The sequence below is a fragment of the Paenirhodobacter sp. genome (genome assembly GCF_050177655.1).
Lineage (GTDB): Bacteria > Pseudomonadota > Alphaproteobacteria > Rhodobacterales > Rhodobacteraceae > Rhodobacter.
Genome location: NZ_JBFXGV010000057.1, coordinates 1 through 22,799, shown reverse-complemented (window position 1 = coordinate 22,799; position 22,799 = coordinate 1). Strand labels below are relative to the sequence as shown.

At 69.0% G+C, this 22,799-nt stretch carries 21 protein-coding genes, 1 tRNA gene and 1 pseudogene; 13 read left to right on the top strand and 10 right to left on the bottom strand.

Annotation, left to right across the window (positions count from 1 at the left end; all coding sequences use genetic code 11):
* Window positions 1–130 precede the first annotated feature (130 nt).
* A tRNA-Glu gene (locus AB7U46_RS15860) sits at window positions 131–205 on the bottom strand.
* 45 nt (window positions 206–250) lie between these two features.
* Complete coding sequence (locus tag AB7U46_RS15855) at window positions 251–718, bottom strand: YbaK/EbsC family protein (protein WP_428337958.1); 468 nt, start codon at window positions 716–718, stop codon at window positions 251–253.
* Between the two features lie 87 nt (window positions 719–805).
* On the opposite strand from AB7U46_RS15855, the pseudogene AB7U46_RS15850 reads away from it, so the two are divergent.
* Window positions 806–3,578, top strand: a pseudogene (locus AB7U46_RS15850) (glutamine-synthetase adenylyltransferase).
* A gap of 39 nt (window positions 3,579–3,617) precedes the next feature.
* Window positions 3,618–3,887, top strand: coding sequence for a hypothetical protein (locus AB7U46_RS15845; RefSeq protein ID WP_428337957.1), 270 nt, complete (start codon window positions 3,618–3,620; stop codon window positions 3,885–3,887).
* On the opposite strand, the gene eda is transcribed toward AB7U46_RS15845, so the two are convergent.
* Window positions 3,884–4,525 carry a bifunctional 4-hydroxy-2-oxoglutarate aldolase/2-dehydro-3-deoxy-phosphogluconate aldolase gene (gene eda, locus AB7U46_RS15840; RefSeq protein WP_428337956.1) on the bottom strand — a complete coding sequence of 214 codons (642 nt, stop codon included), beginning with the start codon at window positions 4,523–4,525 and terminating at the stop codon, window positions 3,884–3,886. The genes AB7U46_RS15845 and eda overlap by 4 nt on opposite strands.
* A gap of 117 nt (window positions 4,526–4,642) precedes the next feature.
* Window positions 4,643–6,463 carry a phosphogluconate dehydratase gene (gene edd, locus AB7U46_RS15835; protein ID WP_428337955.1) on the bottom strand — a complete coding sequence of 607 codons (1,821 nt, stop codon included), beginning with the start codon at window positions 6,461–6,463 and terminating at the stop codon, window positions 4,643–4,645.
* Window positions 6,464–6,727: 264 nt separating this feature from the next.
* Here edd and AB7U46_RS15830 point away from each other — a divergent pair, with 264 nt between their 5' ends.
* The 7 genes from AB7U46_RS15830 (at window position 6,728) to pgi (ending at window position 13,620) form a co-directional block, all read left to right on the top strand.
* Window positions 6,728–7,393, top strand: coding sequence for a DUF6778 family protein (locus AB7U46_RS15830; RefSeq protein ID WP_428337954.1), 666 nt, complete (start codon window positions 6,728–6,730; stop codon window positions 7,391–7,393).
* A 71-nt stretch (window positions 7,394–7,464) separates the two neighbouring features.
* The gene (locus AB7U46_RS15825) at window positions 7,465–8,679 is read left to right on the top strand and encodes an RSP_2647 family RNA methyltransferase (protein WP_428337953.1); all 1,215 of its coding nucleotides are present in this window, start codon (window positions 7,465–7,467) and stop codon (window positions 8,677–8,679) included.
* Window positions 8,679–9,236: an RSP_2648 family PIN domain-containing protein gene (locus tag AB7U46_RS15820; protein WP_428337952.1), complete on the top strand. Its 558-nt coding sequence runs from the start codon at window positions 8,679–8,681 to the stop codon at window positions 9,234–9,236. Before AB7U46_RS15825 ends, AB7U46_RS15820 begins: the two co-directional genes overlap by 1 nt.
* Window positions 9,236–9,754 carry a DUF2478 domain-containing protein gene (locus tag AB7U46_RS15815; RefSeq protein ID WP_428337951.1) on the top strand — a complete coding sequence of 173 codons (519 nt, stop codon included), beginning with the start codon at window positions 9,236–9,238 and terminating at the stop codon, window positions 9,752–9,754. Before AB7U46_RS15820 ends, AB7U46_RS15815 begins: the two co-directional genes overlap by 1 nt.
* Window positions 9,755–9,866: 112 nt before the next feature.
* The gene (zwf, locus tag AB7U46_RS15810; RefSeq protein ID WP_428337950.1) at window positions 9,867–11,342 is read left to right on the top strand and encodes a glucose-6-phosphate dehydrogenase; all 1,476 of its coding nucleotides are present in this window, start codon (window positions 9,867–9,869) and stop codon (window positions 11,340–11,342) included.
* Window positions 11,339–12,010, top strand: coding sequence for a 6-phosphogluconolactonase (gene pgl, locus AB7U46_RS15805; protein ID WP_428337949.1), 672 nt, complete (start codon window positions 11,339–11,341; stop codon window positions 12,008–12,010). Before zwf ends, pgl begins: the two co-directional genes overlap by 4 nt.
* Entirely contained in the window at window positions 12,010–13,620 is a 1,611-nt protein-coding gene (gene pgi / locus AB7U46_RS15800) for a glucose-6-phosphate isomerase (protein WP_428337948.1), read from the top strand. The genes pgl and pgi overlap by 1 nt, the downstream gene beginning before the upstream one ends.
* A 136-nt stretch (window positions 13,621–13,756) precedes the next feature.
* Here the strand turns inward: pgi and AB7U46_RS15795 are convergent, their stop codons facing one another.
* Window positions 13,757–14,989: an MFS transporter gene (locus AB7U46_RS15795; RefSeq protein WP_428337947.1), complete on the bottom strand. Its 1,233-nt coding sequence runs from the start codon at window positions 14,987–14,989 to the stop codon at window positions 13,757–13,759.
* Between the two features lie 65 nt (window positions 14,990–15,054).
* On the opposite strand from AB7U46_RS15795, the gene AB7U46_RS15790 reads away from it, so the two are divergent.
* From AB7U46_RS15790 to AB7U46_RS15780, 3 genes are all read left to right on the top strand, one after another.
* Window positions 15,055–15,687: a DNA-3-methyladenine glycosylase family protein gene (locus AB7U46_RS15790; protein WP_428337946.1), complete on the top strand. Its 633-nt coding sequence runs from the start codon at window positions 15,055–15,057 to the stop codon at window positions 15,685–15,687.
* A complete protein-coding gene (locus tag AB7U46_RS15785) occupies window positions 15,684–16,355 on the top strand; it encodes an alpha/beta hydrolase (protein WP_428337945.1) in 672 nt (223 codons plus the stop codon). The genes AB7U46_RS15790 and AB7U46_RS15785 overlap by 4 nt, the downstream gene beginning before the upstream one ends.
* 163 nt (window positions 16,356–16,518) lie before the next feature.
* Window positions 16,519–17,118 (top strand): HNH endonuclease, encoded by a 600-nt coding sequence (locus AB7U46_RS15780; RefSeq protein WP_428337944.1) that lies wholly within the window; start codon window positions 16,519–16,521, stop codon window positions 17,116–17,118.
* A gap of 138 nt (window positions 17,119–17,256) precedes the next feature.
* Here the strand turns inward: AB7U46_RS15780 and AB7U46_RS15775 are convergent, their stop codons facing one another.
* From AB7U46_RS15775 to AB7U46_RS15760, 4 genes are all read right to left on the bottom strand, one after another.
* On the bottom strand, window positions 17,257–18,741 hold the full coding sequence (locus tag AB7U46_RS15775; RefSeq protein WP_428337943.1) for a SulP family inorganic anion transporter: 1,485 nt from the start codon (window positions 18,739–18,741) through the stop codon (window positions 17,257–17,259).
* A 139-nt stretch (window positions 18,742–18,880) separates the two neighbouring features.
* Entirely contained in the window at window positions 18,881–19,543 is a 663-nt protein-coding gene (locus AB7U46_RS15770; RefSeq protein ID WP_428337942.1) for a DUF1638 domain-containing protein, read from the bottom strand.
* The gene (locus AB7U46_RS15765; RefSeq protein WP_428337941.1) at window positions 19,540–19,707 is read right to left on the bottom strand and encodes a hypothetical protein; all 168 of its coding nucleotides are present in this window, start codon (window positions 19,705–19,707) and stop codon (window positions 19,540–19,542) included. The genes AB7U46_RS15770 and AB7U46_RS15765 overlap by 4 nt, the downstream gene beginning before the upstream one ends.
* Before the next feature lie 96 nt (window positions 19,708–19,803).
* Window positions 19,804–20,502, bottom strand: coding sequence for a corrinoid protein (locus AB7U46_RS15760; protein WP_428337940.1), 699 nt, complete (start codon window positions 20,500–20,502; stop codon window positions 19,804–19,806).
* A gap of 157 nt (window positions 20,503–20,659) precedes the next feature.
* Here AB7U46_RS15760 and AB7U46_RS15755 point away from each other — a divergent pair, with 157 nt between their 5' ends.
* On the top strand, window positions 20,660–21,754 hold the full coding sequence (locus AB7U46_RS15755; protein ID WP_428337939.1) for a PA0069 family radical SAM protein: 1,095 nt from the start codon (window positions 20,660–20,662) through the stop codon (window positions 21,752–21,754).
* Window positions 21,755–21,851: 97 nt separating this feature from the next.
* On the opposite strand, the gene bmt is transcribed toward AB7U46_RS15755, so the two are convergent.
* Window positions 21,852–22,799, bottom strand: a 948-nt coding sequence (gene bmt / locus AB7U46_RS15750; protein WP_428337938.1) for a betaine--homocysteine S-methyltransferase, incomplete at its 5' end; no start/stop codon positions are given.

The following is a 22,799-nucleotide window of genomic DNA, read 5'->3' as shown; positions in this document are numbered from 1 at the left end:
ACGTGATCGTTTCCAGCCTTAGATCGTTTTGGGATGGTTCAGCGGCGCCAATTTTTCGCTGTAGTAGTTCTGTAGTAGGATTTTGCGCCATAAGAATTGTTCAGAAAAATCAATCACTTGCGCAAATAAGTGGCAGCCCGTAGGGGAGTCGAACCCCTCTTTTCAGGTTGAGAACCTGGCGTCCTAACCGATAGACGAACGGGCCACGGTGCGGGCGGATATAGACCCGCGCGCCGGGAAAGGGAAGGGGCTATTCGGTGAAATCTGCGCGGATCGCGCCGGTGATGCGGCGCAGGTCCGCGGGCGCGATCGAGAAGATGTGCCGCGGCGTGCCGGCCGCCGCCCAGACCGTCCCGAAATCGTCGAGCCGCGCGTCCCAGTAGATCGGCGCGGGGTTCAGATGCCCGACCGGGGAGACGCCGCCGATCGCGAATCCGGTCTCGGCGCGCACCTGCGCCGCATCGGCGCGGCCGAGCGGCTGGCCGGCGACGGCGCTGGCCTTCTCGGCGCTCACCCGGTTGCCGCCGGCGGTCAGGAACAGCACGACATGGCCGCTCGTCTCGCCCGCGAAGAGGATCGACTTCACGATCTGGTCGACGGCGCAGCCCGCCGAGGCGGCGGCCTCCTCGGCGGTGCGGGCCTGGCCCACTTCGCGGATCTCATGCGCGACGCCCGCCGCAGCGAGGGCCTGCTCCACCCGTTTCAAAGATTTGCTCATGGCGCTCTCCTTCGGGCGGCGTTTTCGCGCATCCCGGCGGGGAAGGGAAGTCATTGACGACGCAAGGGCGGCGGCTAGTCTGGCGCCATGACATTCGCATCGCTGCTCACCCGCTGCCCGATCCCCTATGAGCCCGACCGTGGCGCTGATCTTGCCGCCCGATATGGCGATCTCGCGCCCGAGCTGCGCGATCTGATCGCAGGCACCGCGGGCTGCTCGCCCTTCCTTGCGCGGCTGATGGAGCGCGAGCATGACTGGCTTGCGCCCACCCTCGCGGGCGATCCCTGGCAGGCCTTCGATGCCGAGCTTGCGCGGCTCGCCGAAGTGCCGCTCGATCAGCTCGCCACCGAATTGCGGGTGGCGAAGCGTCGCGTCGCGGCGCTCACGGCCCTTGCCGATCTGGGCGGGGTCTGGCCGCTCGAACAGGTGACCGGCGCGCTGACCGCGCTCGCCGATACCGCGGTCAACCTTGCGCTCACGCGGCTGGTCGCCGATGAAATTCGCCGCGGAAAGCTGCCCGGCAAGGCGCCGGAAGACGCCGCGCAGGCGGGCGGCATGGTCGCGCTCGCGATGGGCAAGATGGGGGCGGGGGAGCTCAACTATTCCTCCGACATCGACCTGATTTGCCTTTTCGACGAGACGCAATTCGACCCCGACGACGCAGGATGCGCGGGCGAGCTTCATCCGCGTCACCCGCAAGATGGCGGCGATGCTGTCGGATCACACCGCCGAGGGCTATGTCTTCCGCACCGATCTGCGGCTGCGCCCCGATGCCTCGGTCACGCCGGTCTGCATTTCGATGGGGGCGGCGGAGCTTTACTACGAGGCCGAGGGCCGCACCTGGGAGCGCGCGGCCTATATCAAGGCGCGCCCCTGCGGCGGCGATCTGGCGGCGGGCGCGCGGTTCCTGCAGACGCTCACCCCCTTCGTCTGGCGCCGCCATCTCGACTTCGCCGCGATCCAGGACGCCCATGACATGCGCCTGCGGATCCGCGCGCACAAGGGGCTCACCGGCCCGATCGCGGTGCCCGGGGCGAATATCAAGCTTGGCCCCGGCGGCATCCGCGAGATCGAGTTCTTCACCCAGACCCGGCAGCTGATCGCCGGCGGGCGCGACCCCGATCTGCGCGACCGCACCACGGTGGGCGGGCTCGCGAAGCTTGCGGTGAAGGGCTGGGTGCCGCTCGAGGTCGCGCGCGCGCTCACCGATCACTATCGCGAGCATCGCGAGATCGAGCACCGGATCCAGATGGTGAACGACGCGCAGACGCAGCTTTTGCCCGCGGCGCGCGAGGGGCTCGACCGGATCGCGCGGATGATGGGCGCGGGGGACACCGCGGCCTGGGAAGCCCGGCTGCGCGACCGGCTCGAGACGGTCGAGGCGCTCACGGGGGCTTTCTTCAGCCCCGGCGAATGCGCCGAGCGGCCGGCGCTTTCGCCCGCCTCCGAGGCGCTGGTCGAGGGCTGGCGGCATTATCCCGCGCTGCGCTCGGAGCGGGCGCAGGCGATCTTCCGTCGGATCGAGCCGGAGATCCTGAAACGGATGCAGCGCGCCGCCCATGCCGAGGAGGCGCTGCGCCAGTTCGACGGCTTCCTCGCGCGCCTGCCCGCCGGGGTGCAGCTCTTCTCGCTGTTCGAGGCGAACCCCACGCTCATCGACCTGATCGTCGACATCTGCGCCACGGCGCCGGGGCTGGCGGATTACCTAAGCCGCAATGCGGGCGTGCTCGATGCGGTGCTGGGGGGATCGTTCTTCGCGCCCTGGCCGGGGGCGGAGGCGCTGCGCGAGGATCTGTCGAAACAGCTTGCCGCGCAGGGCGATTATGAGAAAAACCTCGACACGGCAAGGCGTTGGGCGAAGGAGTTGAAGTTCCGCGCGGGGGTGCATCACCTGCGCGGGCTGACCGATGCCTCGGAAGTGGCCCGGCAATATGCCGATGTCGCGGGGGCGGCGGTGGGGGCGCTCTGGCCCGCGGTGGTGGCGGAATTCGCGCGCAAGCACGGGGCGCCGCCCGGGCGCGGGGCGGTGGTGCTCGGCATGGGCTCGCTTGGGGCCGAGCGGCTCAATGCCTCCTCCGATCTCGACCTGATCGTGATCTATGACGCGCAGGGGGAGGAGGCCTCGGCCGGGCCGAAACCCTTGGCAACGCGGCAATATTTCGCGCGCCTGACGCAGGCGCTGATCACCGCGCTCACCGCGCCGATGCCGGAGGGGCGGCTTTACGAGGTCGACATGCGGCTGCGCCCCTCGGGCAAACAGGGGCCGGTCGCGGTCTCGCTCGACAGTTTCCACGCCTATCAGATGGAGGAGGCCTGGACCTGGGAACACCTCGCGCTGACCCGCGCGCGGCCCGTCGCGGGGGATGCGGGGCTGGCCGCGGACGTCGAGGCGGTGCGGCTTGCGGTGCTCAAGGCGAAGGGGGGCGCCGCGCAGGTGATGCCGGATCTCGCCGAGATGCGGGCGCGGATCTTTGCCGCGAAGGCGCCCGACGGCGATTGGGAGGCGAAGATCGGCCCGGGCCGGTTGCAGGACATCGAACTGCTCGCGCAGAGTTTCGCCCTGCGCGCGGGTGAGCCCGCAAGGCGCGTCGAGGCGCAGCTGCGCATCGGGCCGCGCGCGGGTTTCGTCACGAAAGCCGAGGGCGAGGCGCTCGCCTCCGCCTACCGGTTCCTCTGGCGGTTGCAGGCGGGGGGGCGGCTGCTCACCGACCGGCCGCTCGACATGGAGGCGATCGGCGAGGGCGGGCGCGCGTTCCTTCTGCGCGAGGCGGGGGAGGAGACGCTGGCGGCGCTCGCGTCGCGGCTTGCGCAGGTGACGTCGGAAGTGGCGCAGATCGTCGAGCGGGCGCTGGCACAATAGGCGCAGGATCGCAGGGGCAGTCGGATGGGAAGGCGCGTGATGGAACTGGCGAAGGCCGACCCGAAGGGGCTGATCCGCGAGAGCTTCCGGATCGAGGGGATCACCGCGGGGGAATGCCGCTCGATCTTTCTCGACTGGGCGCTGAGCCTTGCGCCCGATGTCGCGCAGGCCGAGGCGATGCGCGCGCTGCTTGCCACCTATGCCCCCGATCCCGCGCATCCGATGGCGCAGGTTCTGACCGAGGGGCTGACGCGCGCCGCACCTGGCCCGCGCCGGCGCGGCGGGCGGGCCGGGCGGCTCGGGCTTTAGCGCGGCAGGGCGGCGGCCTCGCGCGCGAGCGCCTCGATCCCGGCCCAGTCGCCCGCCGCGACCTTGTCCGCGGGCGCGACCCAGCTGCCGCCGGCGCAGATCACGTTCGGCAGCGCGAGATAGTCGCGCGCGTTCTTCAGGCTGATGCCGCCGGTCGGGCAGAAGCTCACCTGCGGCAGCGGCCCGCCAAGCGCCTTGATCGCCGAGGCGCCGCCCGAGGTCTCGGCCGGGAAGAACTTCACCATGTCATAGCCCCAGTCGAGCGCGGCCATCACCTCGGTTGCGGTGGCGGTGCCCGGGAGCAGCGCCAGCCCCTCGTCGATGCAGGCCTTCACCAGCCGCTCGGTCAGCCCCGGCGAGACGCCGAAGCGTGCGCCGGCGGCCTTCGCGGCCTTGACGTCGGCGGGGGTCAGCAGCGTGCCCGCGCCGACCACGCCGCCCTCGACATCCGCCATCGCGCGGATCGCCTCGAGCGCGCAGGGGGTGCGCAGCGTGACCTCGAGCGCGGGCAGCCCGCCCGCGACGAGGGCGCGCGCCATCGGCTGGGCATGGGCCACGTCCTTCACCACGATGACGGGCACTATGGGCGCGAGCGCGCAGATCTTGCGGGCGGCGAGGGATTGTTCAGAGGGGATCATCGGAGCCTCATGGGATGCGCCGCGCGGGCGGCGAGGTCAGGCGCCTCCGGCGGGGATATTTCCACTCTGTAGAAGCGCGTTTCTATAGAGATCAAATATCCCCGCCGGAGGCGGAAATCAGACGACGACGGCGGCGCCTTCGGTGGCGGGGCCGACATTGCGGCGGAAGGCGGCGAAAAGCTCGCGCCCGAGGCCGTGTTCATTGGCCGAAAGATCGGCGGTTGCGGGGCTGCGCGCCTCAAACCCCGGGGTGAGGCAGGTGAGCGTGCCGGCGGTCGCGTCGAGGCGCACGATGTCGCCGTCGATCAGTTTCGCGAGCGGGCCGCCGCAGGCCGCCTCGGGCGAGACATGGATCGCGGCGGGCACCTTGCCCGAGGCGCCCGACATCCGGCCATCGGTGACGAGCGCGACCTTCAGGCCGCGCTCCTGCAGTACCGAAAGCGTGGGGGTGAGCGAGTGGAGTTCCGGCATGCCATTCGCCTGCGGCCCCTGGAAGCGCACGACGACCACGGTGTCGGCGGTGAATTCGCCGCGCTTGAAGGCGGATTTCACCGCCTCCTGATCGGCGAAGACGCGCACGGGGGCCTCGATCACATGGCGCTCGGGCGCCACCGCCGAGACCTTGATGACGCCGCGGCCGAGGTTGCCGGCGAGCTGTTTCAGCCCGCCTTGCGGCTGGAACGGGGCGGCGCAGGGGCGCAGGATCTTGTCGTTGAGGCTTTCGACGGCCCCCTCGACCCAGGTCAGCGCGCCGTCGATCAGTTTCGGTTCGCGGGTATAGGCGCGCATGTCCTCGCCGATCACCGAACGCGCGTCGGCATGCATCAGCCCGGCGTCGAGCAGGTGGCGGATCAGATATTGCAGCCCGCCCGCGGCGTGGAAATGGTTCACGTCGGCAAGCCCGTTCGGATAGACCTTCGCCATCAGCGGCACCGCCGAGGAGACCTCGTCGAAATCTTCGAGGTCGAGCTCGATCCCGGCCGCGCGCGCCATCGCGGGCAGGTGCAGCACGAGATTGGTCGAGCCGCCCGTCGCCATCAGCCCGACGAGCCCGTTGACGAAGGCGCGCTCGTCTAGGATCTCGCCGGCGGGGCGGTAATCGTTGCCAAGCGCGGTGATCGCGCCCGCGCGTTTCGCCCCCGCCACGGTGAGCGCGTCGCGCAAGGGCGTGTTCGGGTTCACGAAGCTCGCGCCCGGCAGGTGCAGCCCCATGAATTCCATCAGCATCTGGTTCGTGTTCGCGGTGCCGTAGAAGGTGCAGGTGCCTGCCCCGTGATAGGAGGCCATCTCCGCCTCCATCAGCCGCTCACGGCCCACTTCGCCCGTGGCGAATTGCTGGCGCACCTTCGCCTTTTCGTCGTTCGGCAGGCCCGAGGGCATCGGGCCGGAGGGCAGGAAGACCGCCGGCACATGGCCGAAGGTGGCGGCGGCGATGATGAGGCCGGGCACGATCTTGTCGCAGATGCCAAGATAAAGCGCGGCGTCGAAGCAGTTGTGGCTCATCGCGACGCCGGCGGCGAGCGCGATCACGTCGCGCGAAAACAGGCTCAGCTCCATCCCCGGCTGGCCCTGGGTGACGCCGTCGCACATCGCCGGCACCCCGCCCGCGACCTGCGCGGTGAGCCCGTCCTCGGCCAGTGCCGCCTTGATCCGCGCGGGGTAGTCGCCATAGGGCTGATGCGCCGAAAGCATGTCGTTATAGGCGGTGACGATGCCGACATTCGGCACCCGCCCGGCGGCGAGGAGCGGCTTTTCCGCCCCCATCGCGGCATAGGCATGGGCCTGGTTGCCGCAGCTCAGATGCGCGCGCGCCGGCCCCGCCGCGGCCGCCGCCCCGATCCGCGCGAGGTAATCGGCACGCCGCGCCGCCGAGCGGGTGCGGATGCGGTCGGTCACGCGGGCGATGGTGGCGTTGAGCGGGGTCTGGTCTGAGGTCATCGGGCAAAGGTCTTTTCGATCGGACCCGGCCGGCCGGACCGGGGCGGCGGCGGGCACCGAGGGCGCCGCCGGGCTGCTTCTATATCGTTAGCGCTAACAAATCAACTCGCGTTCCTCAGTGCAAGATCGGCGCCGGGCCGGGCAAGGGCAAGGGGCGGCGGGGCGAAAAATGCAACTTCCCCGAAAACGAACAACAATTAACCATTTTTCGCCACATTGCCCGCGCAGGTTCGGATTCAAAGATTGTTTCCCGGAGCGAAACCGATGCAAGCCATCCGCACCACTGCCCGCCTTGCCGCGCTCGTCCTCGCGCTTGCCGCGATGGCCGGCTGTGCGCAGATCGAACCCGCGACGCGCGCCGCCAACGAGGCGACCGCCCTTGACGAGATCGTCGTCGACGGCTCGGCCCCCGTTGCCGCGCCCGAGTGGAAGGTGAGCGCCGTGCGTGTCGCCGTGCCGCGTACGCTGCATGTCTCGGAGGCGAACCTCTATTATCCGATCGCCGACATCGTCTGGCGCGGCGAGGCCCGCGGCGACCGCTACGCGCAGGTCTCCGCGATCTTCACCGAGGCCGCGGGCCGCGCGACCGCCGAGATGACCGAGGGCCGCCCCGTCGTCGTCGACATCGAGGTGATCCGCTTCCACGCGCTGACGGAAAAGACGCGCTACACTTTCGGCGGCACCTATGGCGTGAAATTCGCGCTGACCGTGCGCGACGCCGAGACCGGCGCGATCCTCGAGGGGCCGCGGGTGATCGACCACGGCTTCCCGGCGTCCGGCGGGCAGAAGGCGATCGACGAGGAAAGCCGCGGGCTGACCGAGAAGGTCGTGATCACCCAGTTCCTCGCCGATTACCTGCACGATCTGCTGACCGCGCCGGCGCCCGCGCCGGAACCGGCGGCGCCCGACCGGCTGTCGCTGGCCGAGTGAGACCTTTCCTCGCTGGGCGCGAGGCGCTAGAGGGGGCGGCAACGCCCCCTTTTCGCTGTGCGAGGCCTGCCATGTCCGAGATCGTTTCCCCCGAAGCCGCTTCCCGCCCGGTCGTGCGGCTGCGCCCGAAGGCCGAGGCGCGCGCGATCCGCCACGGTTTCCCCTGGGTCTATGCCGACGAGCTGGTGACCGACCGGCGCACCCAGGCGCTGCTGCCCGGCACGATCGCGACGCTCGAGGATGCCGAGCGCCGCCCGCTCGCCACCGTCACCGTCAATCCGAAATCGAAGATCATCGCCCGGGTGATGGAGCGCGATCCGGCGGCGGAGATCGGCACCACCTGGATCGCGGCCAAGCTGAAAACCGCGTTCGAGCTGCGCGAGCGGCTGTTCGACGCGCCCTTTTATCGCCTGATCCACGCCGAGGCGGACGGCATGCCGGGCGTCATCATCGACCGTTTCGGCGACGTCGCGGTGATCCAGCCGAATGCCGCCTGGTCGGAGGCGATGATCGGCGAGATCGCGGCGGAGCTTGCGAAGCTCACCGGCGTTTCCACCGTGGTCAAGAACGGCACCGGTCGCGCGCGCAGCCTCGAAGGCCTCGCCGAGGAGACCGAGGTGCTCACCGGCGCCGTGCCCGGCCCGATCGCGGTGCCGATGAATGGCGCGGTCTATATGGCCGATGTGATGGGCGGGCAGAAGACCGGCCTCTTCTTCGACCAGCGCCCGAACCACGCCTTTGCCGCGCGGCTGGCGAAGGGGGCGCGGGTGCTTGATGTGTTTTCCCATGTCGGCGGCTTTGCGCTGGCCTGCCTTGCGGGGGGCGCGGAAAGCGCGCTGGCCGTCGACGCCTCGGCGCCGGCGCTCGATCTGGCCGCGCAGGGGGCCGAGGCGATGGGGCAGGGCGCGCATTTCGCCACCCGCAAGGGCGACGCCTTCGCCACGCTCGAGGCGCTGGGCACGGAGGGCGCGCAGTTCGATCTGGTGATCTGCGATCCGCCCGCTTTCGCGCCGTCGCGCCAGGCGCTCGACGCGGGCCTGCGCGCCTATGAGCGCATCGCGCGCCTTGCCGCGCCGCTCGTCGCGCCCGGCGGCTATCTCGTGCTCTGCTCCTGCTCGCATGCGGCCGATCTCGTGGCCTTCCGCGGCGCCTCGACCCGCGGCATTGGTCGCGGCGGGCGGCGCGCGCAACTGCTGCACACCGGTTTCGCCGGCCCCGACCACCCGATGCTGCCGCAGCTCGCCGAATCGGGCTATCTCAAGGCGCTGTTCTTCCGGCTCGACTGATGAAGCTCACCCTCGACGCCTGCGTGCTGTTTCCGACCGTGCTGCGCGAGATCCTGATCGGGGTCGCCCGCGCGGGGCTTTACCAGCCGCTCTGGTCGGCGCGCATCCTCGAGGAATGGGCGCGCGCGGCGGCCCGCTTCGGCCCCGCCGACGAGGCGATCGCGCGCGGTGAGATCGCCAGCCTGCGCGCCGCCTTCCCGCAGGCCGAGATCGCGCCGCGCCCGGGGCTGGAATCGCGGCTGCACCTGCCCGACGCGAATGACATCCATGTCCTCGCCGCGGCGATCGCGGGCGGGGCGGAGGCGATCGTCACCTTCAACGCGCAGGATTTCCCGCGCGGCGCGCTGGCGGCCGAGGGGCTCGACCGGCGCGATCCCGACGGGCTTTTGTGGCAGCTCTGGTCCGAACAGCCCGCTGCGGTCGAGGCGGTGGTCGATGCCGTGCGCGCCGAGGCGGAGCGCCTCTCGCGCGCACCGCAACCGTTGCGTGCGCTTCTGAAACGCGCAAAGCTCCCCCGGCTGGCCAAGGCGATCGCCGTGGCCCGGGGGGAGATCTGATGCTCGGTTTCGTCACGCTGACCGAAAGGGGCCGCGCCGATGCGCTGCTCGCCGACCTCGCCGCGGATCTCGCCGCGCGCGGGGTGCCGGTCGTCGCGATGGTGCGCGAGCCGGTGGCGGGGGAGCGCGCCTGCGAGATGCATCTGCGGCTGCTGCCCGCCGGGCGCGTGACCTCGATCTCCCAGCCGCTCGGCCCCGGCGCCGATGCCTGCACGCTCGACGCGGGCGCGCTGGAACTGGCCGTGGAGGAGACCGCCCGCGCGATCGCCGCCGCGCCCGAAGGCGCCGCGCTGATCCTGAACAAGTTCGGCAAGCAGGAGGCGGCCGGGCGCGGTTGCCGCCCGCTGATCGGGCTCGCGCTCGAGGCCGGGCTTTCCGTGCTGATCTCGGTCCCTCCCGAGACGCGGGCCGAATTCGAGGCATTTGCCGAAGGATTGGGCGAAGAGCTGCCTCCGGACCCGGCTGCGCTCGCCCGATTTCTGGGCAATGCCCTGGATGTGACATCCAAACCGCTTTGAAACTGCGACGGACCGGGCTAGACTTCGGGGTATTACGAGGTTAAAAGCGGGCGTTAGCGCTAACATGAGCCAGTTGCCATCTCTGCCCAGAGGCCTCAAAACGGAGACATCCATGGTTTCCCGCGTCATTCCCGTTGACCCTTTCGACCTCGTGATCTTCGGCGCGACCGGCGATCTGGCCACGCGCAAGATCCTGCCCGGCCTCTACCGGCGCTTTTTCGCGGGACAATTCCCCGAAGGCGCGCGGATCATCGGCGCCGCGCGTTCCGAGATGGAGGCCGAGGGGTTCCGCACCCAGGTGCGTGCCGCGATCAACGAATATGTCGGCGCGTCGAAGCTCGACCCGGCGCAGATCGAGGCCTTCCTCGCGATTCTCGATTATGTCGCGGTGGATGCGACCGGTGAGTCGGGCTGGAAAGCCCTGAAGAAAATGGTCGATCCCGCGCGGATCAACGCCTTCTATTTCTCGGTCGCGCCCGCGCTTTTCGGGTCGATCGCCGACCGGCTGCATGCGAACGGCATCGCCACGCCCGAAAGCCGCATCGTGGTGGAAAAACCCTTCGGCCGCGATCTCGCCTCGGCGAAGGCGCTCAACGCCACGCTCGCCGCGCATTTCGACGAACATCAGATCTACCGCATCGACCACTACCTCGGAAAGGAGACGGTGCAGAACCTGATGGCGGTGCGCTTCGCCAATATCCTGTTCGAGCCGCTCTGGAACAGCCAGTATATCGACCATGTGCAGATCACCGTCGCCGAGACGGTGGGCGTCGGCGGGCGCGGCAGCTACTACGACCGCTCGGGCGCGATGCGCGACATGGTGCAAAACCACATGATGCAGCTTTTGTGCCTGATCGCGATGGAGCCGCCCTATCACTTCGACCCGGACGCGGTGCGCGACGAAAAGCTCAAGGTGATCCGCGCGCTGCAGCCGGTCGCGCCCTCCGACATCGTGCGCGGCCAGTATCTCGGCGTGAAGGACGCCAGGGGCAAGGAGGCGCAGCCCGGCTATCTCGCCGATTCGGAGAACCCCGACAGCCGCACCGAAAGCTATGTCGCGCTCAAGGCCCATGTCGCGAACTGGCGCTGGCAGGGCACGCCCTTCTATTTGCGCACCGGCAAGCGGCTGCGCGCGCGCGCGAGCGAGATCGCGATCACCTTCAAGCAGCCGCCGCATTCGATCTTCGACGAGGACGACAGCAACTGGCGCGAGAATGTCCTCGTGATCCGGCTGCAGCCGAACGAGGGGATGAACCTCAAGGTGATGATCAAGGAGCCGGGGCCGGGCGGCATGCGCCTCGTGCAGGTGCCGCTCGACATGTCCTTCGCCGAGGCGCTGGGCGAGGAGGGGGCCGATATCCCCGACGCCTATGAGCGCCTCATCATGGACGTGATCCGCGGCAACCAGACGCTCTTCATGCGCGGCGACGAGGTGGAGGCGGCCTGGGCCTGGACCGATCCGATCATCGCCGGCTGGGAGGAACGCCGCGACCGGCCGAAGCCCTATGACGCGGGCTCCTCCGGGCCGGAGGACGCGCTGATGCTGATGCACCGCGACGGTCGCCGCTGGCGGGAGATCCGCACATGAATTTCGAGGCCTACCCGGACCGCGAGATGCTGATGGTGGCGCTGGCCGATCGCGTGGCAAGCGAATTGCGCCGGGCGATCGAGGTCGAGGGGCGGGCCACGCTGAGCGTTCCGGGCGGCACCACGCCGGGGCCGGTCTTCGACATCCTCTCCGGTCTCGATCTGCCCTGGGACAGGGTCTCGGTGCTGCTCAACGACGAGCGCTGGGTGCCCGAGACGCATCCGCGCTCGAACACGCGGCTTTTGCGCGAGCGGCTGTTGCGGGGCAAGGCGGCGGCGGCGCATCTGGTGCCGCTTTATGCGCCCGCCGACATGCCCGAGGAGCGGCTCGACGATCTCGCCGCGGGCATCGTCACCGTGCTGCCGATCACCGTGCTCGTGCTTGGCATGGGGGCGGACATGCATACCGCATCGCTCTTCCCCGGCGCCGACAAGCTTGACGAGGCGCTCGCCCCCGAGGCGCCGGTGCTGATGGCGCTGCGCGCCGATGCCGCGGCCGAACCGCGCATCACGCTCACCGCACCGGTCTTGAGGGATGCGATGCATATCCATATCCTGATCACCGGCGAGGAGAAACGCGCCGCGATCGAACGTGCCGCGCAGCTGCCCGAGACGGAGGCTCCGGTGCGCTGCGTCCTGAAAACCGCAACCGTGCATTGGGCACCATGATGAACCGCTTTGACGACCTGCTCGCGCATCACGCCGCGACGAAGACCCGCAAGATCACCGACCTTTTTGCCGATGACACCCGCGCCCGCGCCTTCAGCGCCGAGTTCGGGGATTTCCTGTTCGATTATTCCAAGACGAGCATCGACGAGATCGCCCGCGCCCAGCTGATCGCGCTGGCCGAAAAGACCGGCGTCGCCGAGAAGCGCGACGCGATGTTCTCGGGCGCGAAGATCAACGAGACCGAGGGGCGCGCGGTCCTGCACACCGCCTGGCGCAACCCGGGCGCCGAGATCTCGGTCGACGGCCAGGACGTGATGCCCGAGCTGCGCGCGACGCTTGCCCGGATGCAGGCCTTCGCCGAGGCGGTCCGCTCGGGGAGTTTCACCGGGCAGGGCGGCGCGATCACCGATGTCGTCAATATCGGCATCGGCGGCTCCGACCTCGGCCCGGCGATGGCGACGCTCGCGCTGTCGTCCTTTGCCGACGGGCCGCGCTGCCATTTCGTCTCGAACGTCGATGGCGCGCATATCCATGACACGCTTGCCGGACTGAACCCCGAGACGACGCTGGTGATCGTCGCCTCGAAAACCTTCACCACGATCGAGACGATGACCAACGCGGAAAGCGCGCGGAAATGGATGGCGGCGAAGGTCGCCGATCCGGCCGCGCAATTCGCCGCGATCTCCTCGGCCGTCGACAAGACCGCCGCCTTCGGCATCGACCCGGCGCGCGTCTTCGGTTTCGAGGACTGGGTCGGCGGGCGTTATTCGGTCTGGTCGCCGATCGGGCTGAGCCTGATGCTCGCCGTCGGGCCGGAGCGCTTCGCCGAGTTCCACGCCGGCGCCGCCGCGATGGACCGCCATTTCCGCACCGCCCCCTTCGCCGAGAACCTGCCGGTTCTGCTCGCGCTCGTCGGCATCTGGCATAATCAGATCTGCGGCCATGCGACCCGCGCGGTGCTGCCCTACGAACAGCGCCTCGCGCGGCTGCCCGCCTATCTGCAGCAGCTCGAGATGGAGAGTAACGGCAAGCGGGTGAGCATGGACGGCGCCGAGCTGCCCTATAACTCGGGCCCGGTGGTCTGGGGCGAGCCGGGCACCAACGGCCAGCACGCCTTTTATCAGCTGATCCATCAGGGCACGCGGGTGATCCCCTGCGAATTCATCGTCGCCGCGACCGGGCGCGAGCCCGATCTCGAGCATCAGCATCTGCTCCTCGTCGCGAACTGCCTCGCGCAGGCCGAGGCGCTGCTGCGCGGCCGCTCGCTCGCCGAGGCGACGGAGATCATGCGCAAGAAGGGCCTCACCGGCGCCGAGCTCGACCGTCAGGCGCGCCACCGCGTGTTCCCGGGCAACCGCCCCTCGACCACGCTTTTGATCCCTGAGCTCACGCCCTTCGCGCTCGGCGGCATCATCGCGCTCTATGAACACCGCGTCTTCGTCGAAGGGGTGATCCTCGGCATCAACAGCTTCGACCAATGGGGCGTCGAGCTGGGCAAGGAGCTGGCGCTGGCGCTTGCCCCGGTGCTTTCGGGCGAAAGCGCGGGCGCGGGCAAGGATGGCTCGACGCTGGCGCTCGCCGCCCGGATCCGCGCGCTGCGCGAGGCCTGACCGGGGAGGGGGGCGCTGCCCCCCGTCCTTCGGACTCCCCCCGAGGTATTTGCGGCAAGATGAAAGGCAGCGGAAAGCCCCTTCATCTTGCCGCAAATACCTCGGGGGTCCGGGGGCAGCGCCCCCGGTTCCGCCCTTACCGTGTTTCCTTCGGCCGCATCACGAGCCAGATCAGCGCGCCGCCGGCAAGCGTCAGGAACGGCAGCATCGCCATGTTCACCGCCTGCCAGCCGGCCTGCGGATCGCCTGCGGAGGAGCAGTTCATCAGCCCGCCCGAGCTCAGCGAGGCGAGGAACACGCCGCCGAAGACGACGAAATCGTTCATCCCCTGCACATGGCCGCGCTCGTCGGGCGTATGCGCCGAGGCGAGCATCGCGGTCGAGCCAATGAAGCCGAAGTTCCAGCCGACCCCCAGCAGGATCAGCGCGGCGAAGAAGCGCTCGAGCTCGACCCCGGTCATCGCCACCGCGCCCGAGGCTGCGAGGATCACGAGGCCGACGCCGACGATCGTCTCTTTGCCGAACCGCGCGATCAGCGCGCCGGTGAAGAAGCTGGGCAGATACATCGCCAGCACGTGGGCGGAGACGATATTCGCCGCATCCGAGGCCTGCATGCCGCAGCCGACCACCGCAAGCGGCGTCGAGGTCATCACCAGGTTCATCAGCGCATAAGAGACCATGCCGCAGATCATCGCCACCGCGATCACCGGATCGCGCAGCAGCTCCATCCGCGTGCGGCCGGGATGGGCGACGCCCTTCGCCCGCCGCCCCGGCGCCGGAATGTCGAGAAAGCCGAAGAGGATCGGGCCGAGGATATTGATGCCGATGATCGCAAGATATGTGGCCATGAAGGGCACCACCATCGCCTGTGCGGTGAGTTTCACCATCTGCGGCCCGATGATCGCCGCGGCAAGGCCCCCCGCCATCACATAGGAGATCGCCTTCGGCTGGAATTCCCCCGGCACGCCGTCGGTCGCGGCAAAGCGGTAGAAGCCCTGCGCCGACATGTAGATCCCGGCAAAGAAGGAGCCGAACATGAAGAGCGAGAACGAGCCGACATAAAGCGCGCGCGCCGCGATCGCCGCGCCGAGCGCGCCCGCCGCGGTGGCGAGGATGAACCCCGCGCGCCGGCCATAGGCGGACATGAATTCGGACAGCGGCTGCGCGCTCAGCACCGAGCCGAGCACGATCAGCGAAAGCGGCAGCGTCGACCAGCAGGGGTTCTGCGCGAGCGACTGCCCCGCCAGCCCGCCCACGGTGAAGATCATCGACATCTGCGCGCCCAGAAGCGCCTGTGCCAGCACGAGCACGGTGATGTTGCGGCGCAGGCGCGGCGCGAGCGGGGCGGGGGAGGCGGCGGTCTCGGTCATGGCACAGCCCTAGCGCCCGAGAGGGGGGGCTGGCAAGCGGTGCCGATCTGGGGCACTGTGCAGCGATGCACGGCCGGATCGTCGAAACCACCGAAGATATCGCAGAGGGCGCGGCCTGGCTGGCCGCGGCCGAGCCGCGTTTCGCCCGCGTGCTCGAGGTGACCGGCCCCTGGCCGCTGCGCCGGCGCGAAGATGGCTTCGTCGCGCTGCGCGACGCGATCATCGGCCAGCAGGTCTCGGTCGCGGCGGCGAATGCGATCCTGGGCAAGGTTCTGGCGGCGGGCTTTGCCGAGGCGCCGGCGATCGCCGCGGCCTCGGAGGAGGATCTGCGCGGCTGCGGCCTCTCGCGGCAGAAGGTGAAATACCTGCGCGGGCTGGCCTCATCGGGCGTCGATTTCGACGGGCTGCGCGCCCTGCCCGACGAGGCGGTGATCGCGACGCTGCTGCCGTTGCCCGGCATCGGGCGCTGGACGGTCGAGATGTATCTGATCTTCGCGCTCGGCCGCGCCGATGTCTTCGCCGTCGACGATCTGGCCTTGGCCGAGGGGGCGCGGCTGCTCTTCGATCTGCCCGAGCGGCCGAGGCGCAAGGAATTCAACCGGATGGCCGAGGCCTGGTCGCCCTGGCGCGCGGTGGCCGCGCGCGGGCTCTGGGCCTTTTACGCGGCCTGCAAACAAAGAGAAGGGGTGGCGCCATGAGCGCGGATCTGCGGAAACTGAAGACCGGGCGCGTCGCGCCGCAATCGGGCACGATGAAATCGGCCGTCGTCTTCCTGCACGGCTATGGCGCGGATGGCGCCGATCTTCTGGGCCTCGCCGATCCGCTCGGGCCGCATCTGCCCGACACGCTCTTCGTCGCGCCCGACGCGCCCGAGCCCTGCGCCGGCAATCCCTTCGGGCGGCAATGGTTCCCGATCCCGCGGCTCGACGGTTCGAGCGAGGCCGCCTCGGCCGCGGGGCTTGCCCGCGCAAAGGCGGATCTGAACGGCTTTCTCGACGATCTGATCGCGGAAGAGGGGCTTGCGCCCGCGCAGATCGCGCTGGTCGGCTTTTCGCAGGGCACGATGATGTCGCTCGAGGTGGCGCTGCGCCGGCCCGAGCCCTTCGCCTGCGTCGTCGCCTTCTCGGGCAAGCTTTTGCGCCCCGAGACGCTCGCCGCCGAGATCACCGCGAAACCGCCGGTGCTGCTCATTCACGGCGACGCCGATCCGATGGTGCCCTTCGAGGAAATGGGTGTCGCGGGCGATGCGCTCGTCGCCGCCGGGGTCGAGACCTATGGCCATGTCATGCAGGGCACCGGCCACGGCATCGCGCCCGACGGGCTTTCGGTCGCGCTCGCCTTCCTGAGGGACAAATTGCCGGGCTGAGCCGTCATCGCCCTGTCACCTCGTCGTGCAACCATGCTGCACGGCAGAAAATCGCAGATGGCGACGCTTGCCAGATGCGAAACGCCATATATAGTTGAGGTATCGGCAGGGGCGGTTCCCCGCCCTTGGCGACCTTCGGGCGACAGGGCGAGGACGGGTGAGCATGCTGGACCACGGCGACAGGACGGACTTCCGAACGCAATTCGTGCGCGAGCCATCGGCGCTCAAGCATTTCCCGTCATTGGTGCTCAACGCCGACTTTCGCCCGCTGAGCTACTATCCGCTCTCGCTCTGGCCCTGGCAGGAGGCGATCAAGGCGGTCTGCCTCGACCGGGTCACGATCCTCGCCGAATATGACGAGGTGGTGCGAAGCCAGAAGGAAGCGATACGCATCCCCTCCGTCGTGGTGCTGAAAGAATTCGTCCGACCCCAGAAGCGCGTGGCTTTCACGCGCTTCAATCTTTTTCTGAGGGACGGTTTCTGCTGCCAGTATTGCGGATCGAAGGGGGATCTGACCTTCGACCACGTCATTCCGCGCTCGAAAGGGGGCGTGACCAGCTGGGAGAACGTCGTCGCCGCCTGCGCGCCCTGCAACCTGAAAAAGGCGAACAAGTCGCTCCGCGCCTCGGGCATGCGGCTCAAGCGCACCCCCGCGGCGCCGAGCCCGGAGGAAATGCACCAGGTCGGGCGCCGCTTCCCGCCGGGCTACCTGCATGAAAGCTGGATCGACTTTCTCTACTGGGATGCCGAGCTCGACGCCTGAGCCGGGGAGGGGGCGCTGCCCCCTCGGCCTTCGGCCTCACCCCCGGGATATTTCAGCTCTGTAGAAGGCTGTTTCTATAGAGTTCAAATATCCCGGGGGAGTCCGCGTCAGCGGACGGGGGCAGCGCCCCCTTTCCCCTCAATGCCCCGCCGCCGGGGTCTCCGAGCCGAGCCGCTCGATGATCGTCTCGCTCGCGCGGTTCAGCCCGACGATCTTCGCCTCGGTGCCATTCGCGCGGAACTTCGCCAGCGCGCGTTCGATCGCGGCGACGGAGGAAATGTCCCAGATATGCGCCTGGGTGAGGTCGATCACCACGCGCTCGAGTTTCTCGCGGAAATCGAAGGCCTGGTTGAAATCCTCGACCGAGGCGAAGAAGATCTGCCCGCGGATCGTGTAGACGCGCAGCCGGTGCTCGGCGTCGAGGCGCGAGGTGATCTCGGTCAGCCGGGCGATCTTGCCCGCGAAGAAGATGCCCGAAAGCAGCACGCCGACCAGCACCCCGATCGCGAGGTTATGGGTCAGCACGACGAAGCCCACCGTCGCCAGCATCACCACATTTGACGACAGCGGCATCGTGCGCAGCTGTGCGATCGAGCGCCAGGAGAAGGTGCCGATCGAGACCATGATCATGATCGCGACGAGCGCGGCCATCGGGATCCGCCCGACCCAGGGGCCGAGCGCGACGCAAAGCACCATCAGCATCGCCCCCGCGAAGGCGGTCGAAAGCCGCCCGCGCCCGCCGGAGGTGACGTTGATCACCGATTGCCCGATCATCGCGCAGCCCGCCATCCCGCCGAAGAAGCCGGTGACGAAATTCGCGATCCCCTGGCCGTAGCATTCCTGCCGGCGGCTCGAGCGCGAGTCGGTCATCTCGTCGACGATCTGCTGCGTCATCAGGCTCTCGAGCAGGCCGACGACGGCGACTGCGGTGGAATAGGGCAGGATCACCTCGAGCGTGTGCAGGTTGAACGGCACCTGCGGCAGCGCGAAAGCGGGAAGTTCCGAGGGCAGCGCGCCCATGTCGGCCACGGTATGCACCGTGTCGAGGCCCAGCCCGAGGGTGAGCGCGGTGAGCACGAGAATCGCGACGAGCGGCGAGGGGATCGTGCGGGAGATCCGCGGGAAGAGGTAGATCACCGCAAGCGCGAGTGCCACCAGCGCATAGGTCACCGGGGGAACGTGGCGCGGGTCGAGCTCGGGCAGCTGGGCGAGGAAGATCAGGATCGCCAGCGCGTTGACGAAACCGGTCATCACCGATTTCGACACGAAGCGCATGATCTGGCCGAGGTTCAGCGCCCCGGCGGCGAGCTGGATCACCCCGGCGAGCACGGTTGCGGCGAGCAGATATTGCAGCCCGTGCTCGCGCACGAGCGTGCCCATCAGCACCGCGGTTGCCGCGGTCGCCGCCGAGATCATCGCCGGCCGCCCGCCGAAGACCGCCGTCACCATCGCGATGATGCAGGAGGCATAGAGCCCGACCTTCGGATCGACGCCGGCGATGATCGAGAAGGCGATCGCCTCGGGGATCAGCGCGAGCGCGACGACGAGGCCCGAGAGCAGATCGGCCCTCGGTGCGCGGATCCATTCGCGGCGCCAGGCGGCGCTGCCGATGAAAAGGGTCATCCGGGTCTTCCCAATGCAAAGGCCCGCGACCGGGGAGGGGGCGGGCCATGTTCACTTTGCCCGAGCCCTAGCGGCGCGGCGCCGCTTTGGAAAGGGTGCGGAGGGAATTTTGCCGCTCTTGCGGGCGATCTGCCCGATTTCAGGCCGGATCTGCCGCTCGATGCGGCGCCTGCGCGATGCGGGCGAGCTCGACGGCAAGATCGCCATAGCCGGTGAAGCGCCGCTCATAGGCAAGGCCAAGCCGCGCGGCGGCCTCCTCGGCCCTGGCATCGAGCGCGGGGTCTTCGGTCTGGGCGAGATAGACGAGTTTCTCGTAATTGCCGAACATCACCTGCACGAGCTCGGGGTAGCGCTCGAACCCCATCGGCCGCCAGACGAAGGCCTCGAACTGGCGCACGAGGAAATCGGTGAGGTAGAAGGCGGTCACCTCGGTCTCGGCATGGGCGGCAAAGGTCGCGTTGCCCTCGAAGAAGGCGTAGCAATGCGGCCCGGGCACCATGCCGACGCCGAGCTCGGCGCATTTCGCCTCGAGCAGCCCGCCGGTGCCGCAATCGGCATAGGTGACGAAGATCGTCTCATAGGCCGCGCGATGCTTTGCCACCGCGGCGGCGACGGCATCGGTGATCTTCTCGGGATGCAGGTGCAGGTTGGCGGGCAGGCAGGTCAGATCGAGATGCTCCCAGCCATTCGCCCGTTTCAGCGCGAGGATCTCATGGGCGAGCGCCCCGCAGGCGATGAGCAGCACGCGCCCGCGCCCCTCGGGCGCCAGCCCCGTCTCGCTCAGCGCGAGGTCGGAGATCATTCGACCCGGGCCATCAGCCGGACCACCCCGGCGCCGATCAGCGCGGCCAGCGCGAGCGCCGCGAAAGGCACCCCCTTCGTCGCCGCGAACCAGAGCGTGACGGCCGCCGCCACGATCACCGCGGCGATCAGGATCAGGAAATGGGGCAGGGGCATCGGTTCCATGGCGCGTCTCCTTGGCCCCAATATGGAACCTCGCGCGGCAAAGGAAAAGGCCCCGATGCGCGATCGGGGCCTTTCGCGCTCACATCTGCGCGCGTTTCAGGCGCCAAGCTGATTATGCTTGCGCGCGATCATGCCTTTCGCGGTTTCCACCGCCACCGCGGCGTCGCGGCAATAGGCGTCGGCGCCGATCGCGCGGCCGAATTCCTCGTTCAGCGGCGCGCCCCCGACGAGGATCATGTATTTGTCGCGCAGGCCCTTTTCCTTCAGCGTGTCGATCACGACCTTCATATAGGGCATCGTCGTCGTGAGCAGCGCCGACATGCCGATGATGTCCGCGCCTTCCTTCTCGGCGGTGTCGATGTAATTCTCGACCGGGTTGTTGATGCCGAGATCGACGATCTCGAAGCCCGCCCCCTCCATCATCATCGCGACGAGGTTCTTGCCGATGTCGTGGATGTCGCCCTTCACCGTGCCGATCACCATCTTGCCCATCCGCGGCGCGCCGGTTTCCACCAGCAGCGGCTTGAGGATCGCCATGCCGCCCTTCATCGCATTCGCGGCCAAGAGCACCTCGGGCACGAAGAGGATGCCGTCGCGGAAATCGGCGCCGACGATCGTCATCCCGGCGACGAGCGCCTTGGTCAGGATGTCGTAGGGGGTCCAGCCGCGGTCGAGCAGGATGGTCACCGCCTCCTCGATCTCTTCCTTGAGACCGTCATAGAGGTCGTCCATCATCTGCAGCGTCAGCTCCTCGTCGTCGAGTTCGGAGAGGATGATTTCGTCTTCGTCGGACATGGGCGACCTCCTGGGTTTTCCAAGTGTTGCGGGCAAAGCCCGGGGCTTACTTGGCGATTTGCGACATTGGCCGCATCGTCCCCGACGCGCGCCATGGCAAGGGCCGGGGGGAAGGCGAATCCCTTGCGCAATGTTCTCATTATGTTCTAATTGCGCCATGACGATGCTGCCGCTCTCCCTGCCGCCCACCGACCCGCGCCAGCGCCTGCGCGCGCGCGGCGCCGCGAGCCAGCCGAAGGGGCGGTTCGAGCCCTATGAGCGGCTGGTGGAGGACGACGGCTGGGACATCCCCGAGGAGGCGCGGCTTTTGCGCACCGAGGTGAGCTTCGAGCGCCCGCGTTCGGTCATCACCCGCAACGACAGCCCCGATCTCGCCTTCGACCGCTCGATCAACCCCTATCGCGGCTGCGAACACGGCTGCATCTATTGCTTCGCGCGCCCGACGCACAGCTATCTCGGCCTCTCGCCCGGGCTCGATTTCGAGACCCGGATCGTGGCGAAGCCCGAGGCGCCCGAGATCCTCGAACAGGAGCTGCGCCGACGCGGCTATCGCGCCGCGCCGATCGCGATCGGCACCGCGACCGACCCCTATCAGCCGGCCGAGGCGAAGCTCGGGATCATGCGCCGCCTGCTCGAGGTGCTCTCCGCCTTCAACCACCCGGTGGCGATCACCACGCGCGGGGCCGGCGTGCTGCGCGATCTCGACATCCTCGCCGACATGGCGACGCGCGATCTCGTCCATGTGGGCATCAGCCTGACCACGCTCGACGAAGAGCTCGCGCGCAAGATGGAGCCGCGCGCGCCCGGCCCCCAGACGCGGCTGCGGATGATGCGCGAGATCGCGCGGGCGGGGGTGCCGCTGCGGGTGATGGCGGCGCCGATCATCCCGGGGCTCACCGATCACGCGCTGGAAGCGATATTGACCGAGGCGCGCCGCGCGGGCGCGAAATCGGCCGCGATGATCCCCTTGCGCCTGCCGCACGAGGTCGCGCCGCTCTTTGCCGACTGGCTCGAGCGGCACTACCCCGCGCGCGCCGAGCGGGTGCTGAACGCGGTTGCGGCGCTGCGCGGCGGCAAGCTGAACGATCCGCGCTTCGGCACCCGGATGGAGGGGGAGGGGGTGGAGGCCGACCTGCTCGCGCAGCGCTTCGCGCTCTCGTGCCGCCGGCTCAGCCTCGGCGAACTGCCGCCGCTCGATTGCGCGCGCTTCGCGCCGCCGCCGCGGGCGGGCGATCAGCTGGAGCTCTTCTGATCCGGTGCGCCCTTGGCCAAGGTCGCATGAGTATTTTTGCCAAGAAGAAAGAGCTGTCTTCTTCTTGGTCCAAATACTCGACTTCCCGACGTCAGGGTCAGCGCCGACGGCCGCGCCTTTCGCGCGTCGGCCCCTCGTCGCCGGTGCCGTCCGAGGCCGAGGAGAAGGCGCCGAGCTTGGCCGAGATCTCCTCGAGCGTCGGGCGCGGCCCGCGCGGGCGCGCGGTGAGCGCGGCGTGCATCGCGCGCAGATGCTCGGGCATCGTGCCGCAGCAGCCGCCGATGATCGTCGCGCCGGCGTCGCGCGCGAGGCAGGCGTAATCGCCCATCAGCTCGGGCGTGCCGTCGTAATGGATATGGCCGTCGTGATATTTCGGGATCCCGGCATTGCCCTTGGCGATGATCGGCCGCTCGGTGCCCGCGGCGACGAAGCCGAGGATCGTGCGCATCAGATCCGCCGCGCCGACGCCGCAATTCGCGCCGAAGGCAAGCGGCGGATTCGGCAGCTTTTCGACGAGCGCGGCGAGCTGCGCCGAGGTCACCCCCATCATCGTGCGCCCCGCGGTGTCGAAGCTCATCGTGCCGCACCAGTCCATGCCGGCAAGCCGCGCGGCCTCGGCGGCGGCGGCGAATTCCTCGGGCGCCGAGATCGTCTCGACCCAGAGCACGTCGGCGCCGCCCTCCTTCAGCCCCTCGGCCTGTTCGTGGAAGATCTCGACCGCGACGGCGTGCGTCAGTGTGCCCATCGGCGCGAAAATCTCTCCGGTCGGCCCGATCGAGCCGCAGACGGCGACCTCGCGCCCGGCCTTTTCCGCCACCTCGCGGCCGATCTCGGCGGCGATGCGGTTGAGCTCGCGCACCCGGCCCTGCGCGCCGTGCAGCTTCAGCCGGCTCGCGTTCGCGCCGAAGGAATTGGTCAGGAACAGATCCGAGCCCGCCTCGACCGCGCCGCGGTAGAGCGTGGCGATCCGGTCGGGGTGATCGACGTTCCAGAGCTCCGGCGGTTCGCCCGAGGCCAGCCCCATGTTGAAGAGATTGGTCCCCGT

What these genes read in the sequence shown, in the direction of transcription:
- AB7U46_RS15790 (WP_428337946.1), top strand. Translation starts at nt 15,055, where the DNA reads ATGCACGGCCGGATCGTCGAAACCACCGAAGATATCGCAGAGGGCGCG.
- AB7U46_RS15755 (WP_428337939.1), top strand. Translation starts at nt 20,660, where the DNA reads ATGACGATGCTGCCGCTCTCCCTGCCGCCCACCGACCCGCGCCAGCGC.
- AB7U46_RS15830 (WP_428337954.1), top strand. Translation starts at nt 6,728, where the DNA reads ATGCAAGCCATCCGCACCACTGCCCGCCTTGCCGCGCTCGTCCTCGCG.
- pgl (WP_428337949.1), top strand. Translation starts at nt 11,339, where the DNA reads ATGAATTTCGAGGCCTACCCGGACCGCGAGATGCTGATGGTGGCGCTG.
- zwf (WP_428337950.1), top strand. Translation starts at nt 9,867, where the DNA reads ATGGTTTCCCGCGTCATTCCCGTTGACCCTTTCGACCTCGTGATCTTC.
- pgi (WP_428337948.1), top strand. Translation starts at nt 12,010, where the DNA reads ATGAACCGCTTTGACGACCTGCTCGCGCATCACGCCGCGACGAAGACC.
- AB7U46_RS15795 (WP_428337947.1), bottom strand. Translation starts at nt 14,989, where the DNA reads ATGACCGAGACCGCCGCCTCCCCCGCCCCGCTCGCGCCGCGCCTGCGC.
- AB7U46_RS15825 (WP_428337953.1), top strand. Translation starts at nt 7,465, where the DNA reads ATGTCCGAGATCGTTTCCCCCGAAGCCGCTTCCCGCCCGGTCGTGCGG.
- AB7U46_RS15780 (WP_428337944.1), top strand. Translation starts at nt 16,519, where the DNA reads ATGCTGGACCACGGCGACAGGACGGACTTCCGAACGCAATTCGTGCGC.
- AB7U46_RS15760 (WP_428337940.1), bottom strand. Translation starts at nt 20,502, where the DNA reads ATGTCCGACGAAGACGAAATCATCCTCTCCGAACTCGACGACGAGGAG.
- AB7U46_RS15845 (WP_428337957.1), top strand. Translation starts at nt 3,618, where the DNA reads ATGGAACTGGCGAAGGCCGACCCGAAGGGGCTGATCCGCGAGAGCTTC.
- AB7U46_RS15765 (WP_428337941.1), bottom strand. Translation starts at nt 19,707, where the DNA reads ATGGAACCGATGCCCCTGCCCCATTTCCTGATCCTGATCGCCGCGGTG.
- AB7U46_RS15770 (WP_428337942.1), bottom strand. Translation starts at nt 19,543, where the DNA reads ATGATCTCCGACCTCGCGCTGAGCGAGACGGGGCTGGCGCCCGAGGGG.
- AB7U46_RS15775 (WP_428337943.1), bottom strand. Translation starts at nt 18,741, where the DNA reads ATGACCCTTTTCATCGGCAGCGCCGCCTGGCGCCGCGAATGGATCCGC.
- AB7U46_RS15855 (WP_428337958.1), bottom strand. Translation starts at nt 718, where the DNA reads ATGAGCAAATCTTTGAAACGGGTGGAGCAGGCCCTCGCTGCGGCGGGC.
- AB7U46_RS15820 (WP_428337952.1), top strand. Translation starts at nt 8,679, where the DNA reads ATGAAGCTCACCCTCGACGCCTGCGTGCTGTTTCCGACCGTGCTGCGC.
- eda (WP_428337956.1), bottom strand. Translation starts at nt 4,525, where the DNA reads ATGATCCCCTCTGAACAATCCCTCGCCGCCCGCAAGATCTGCGCGCTC.
- edd (WP_428337955.1), bottom strand. Translation starts at nt 6,463, where the DNA reads ATGACCTCAGACCAGACCCCGCTCAACGCCACCATCGCCCGCGTGACC.
- AB7U46_RS15815 (WP_428337951.1), top strand. Translation starts at nt 9,236, where the DNA reads ATGCTCGGTTTCGTCACGCTGACCGAAAGGGGCCGCGCCGATGCGCTG.
- AB7U46_RS15785 (WP_428337945.1), top strand. Translation starts at nt 15,684, where the DNA reads ATGAGCGCGGATCTGCGGAAACTGAAGACCGGGCGCGTCGCGCCGCAA.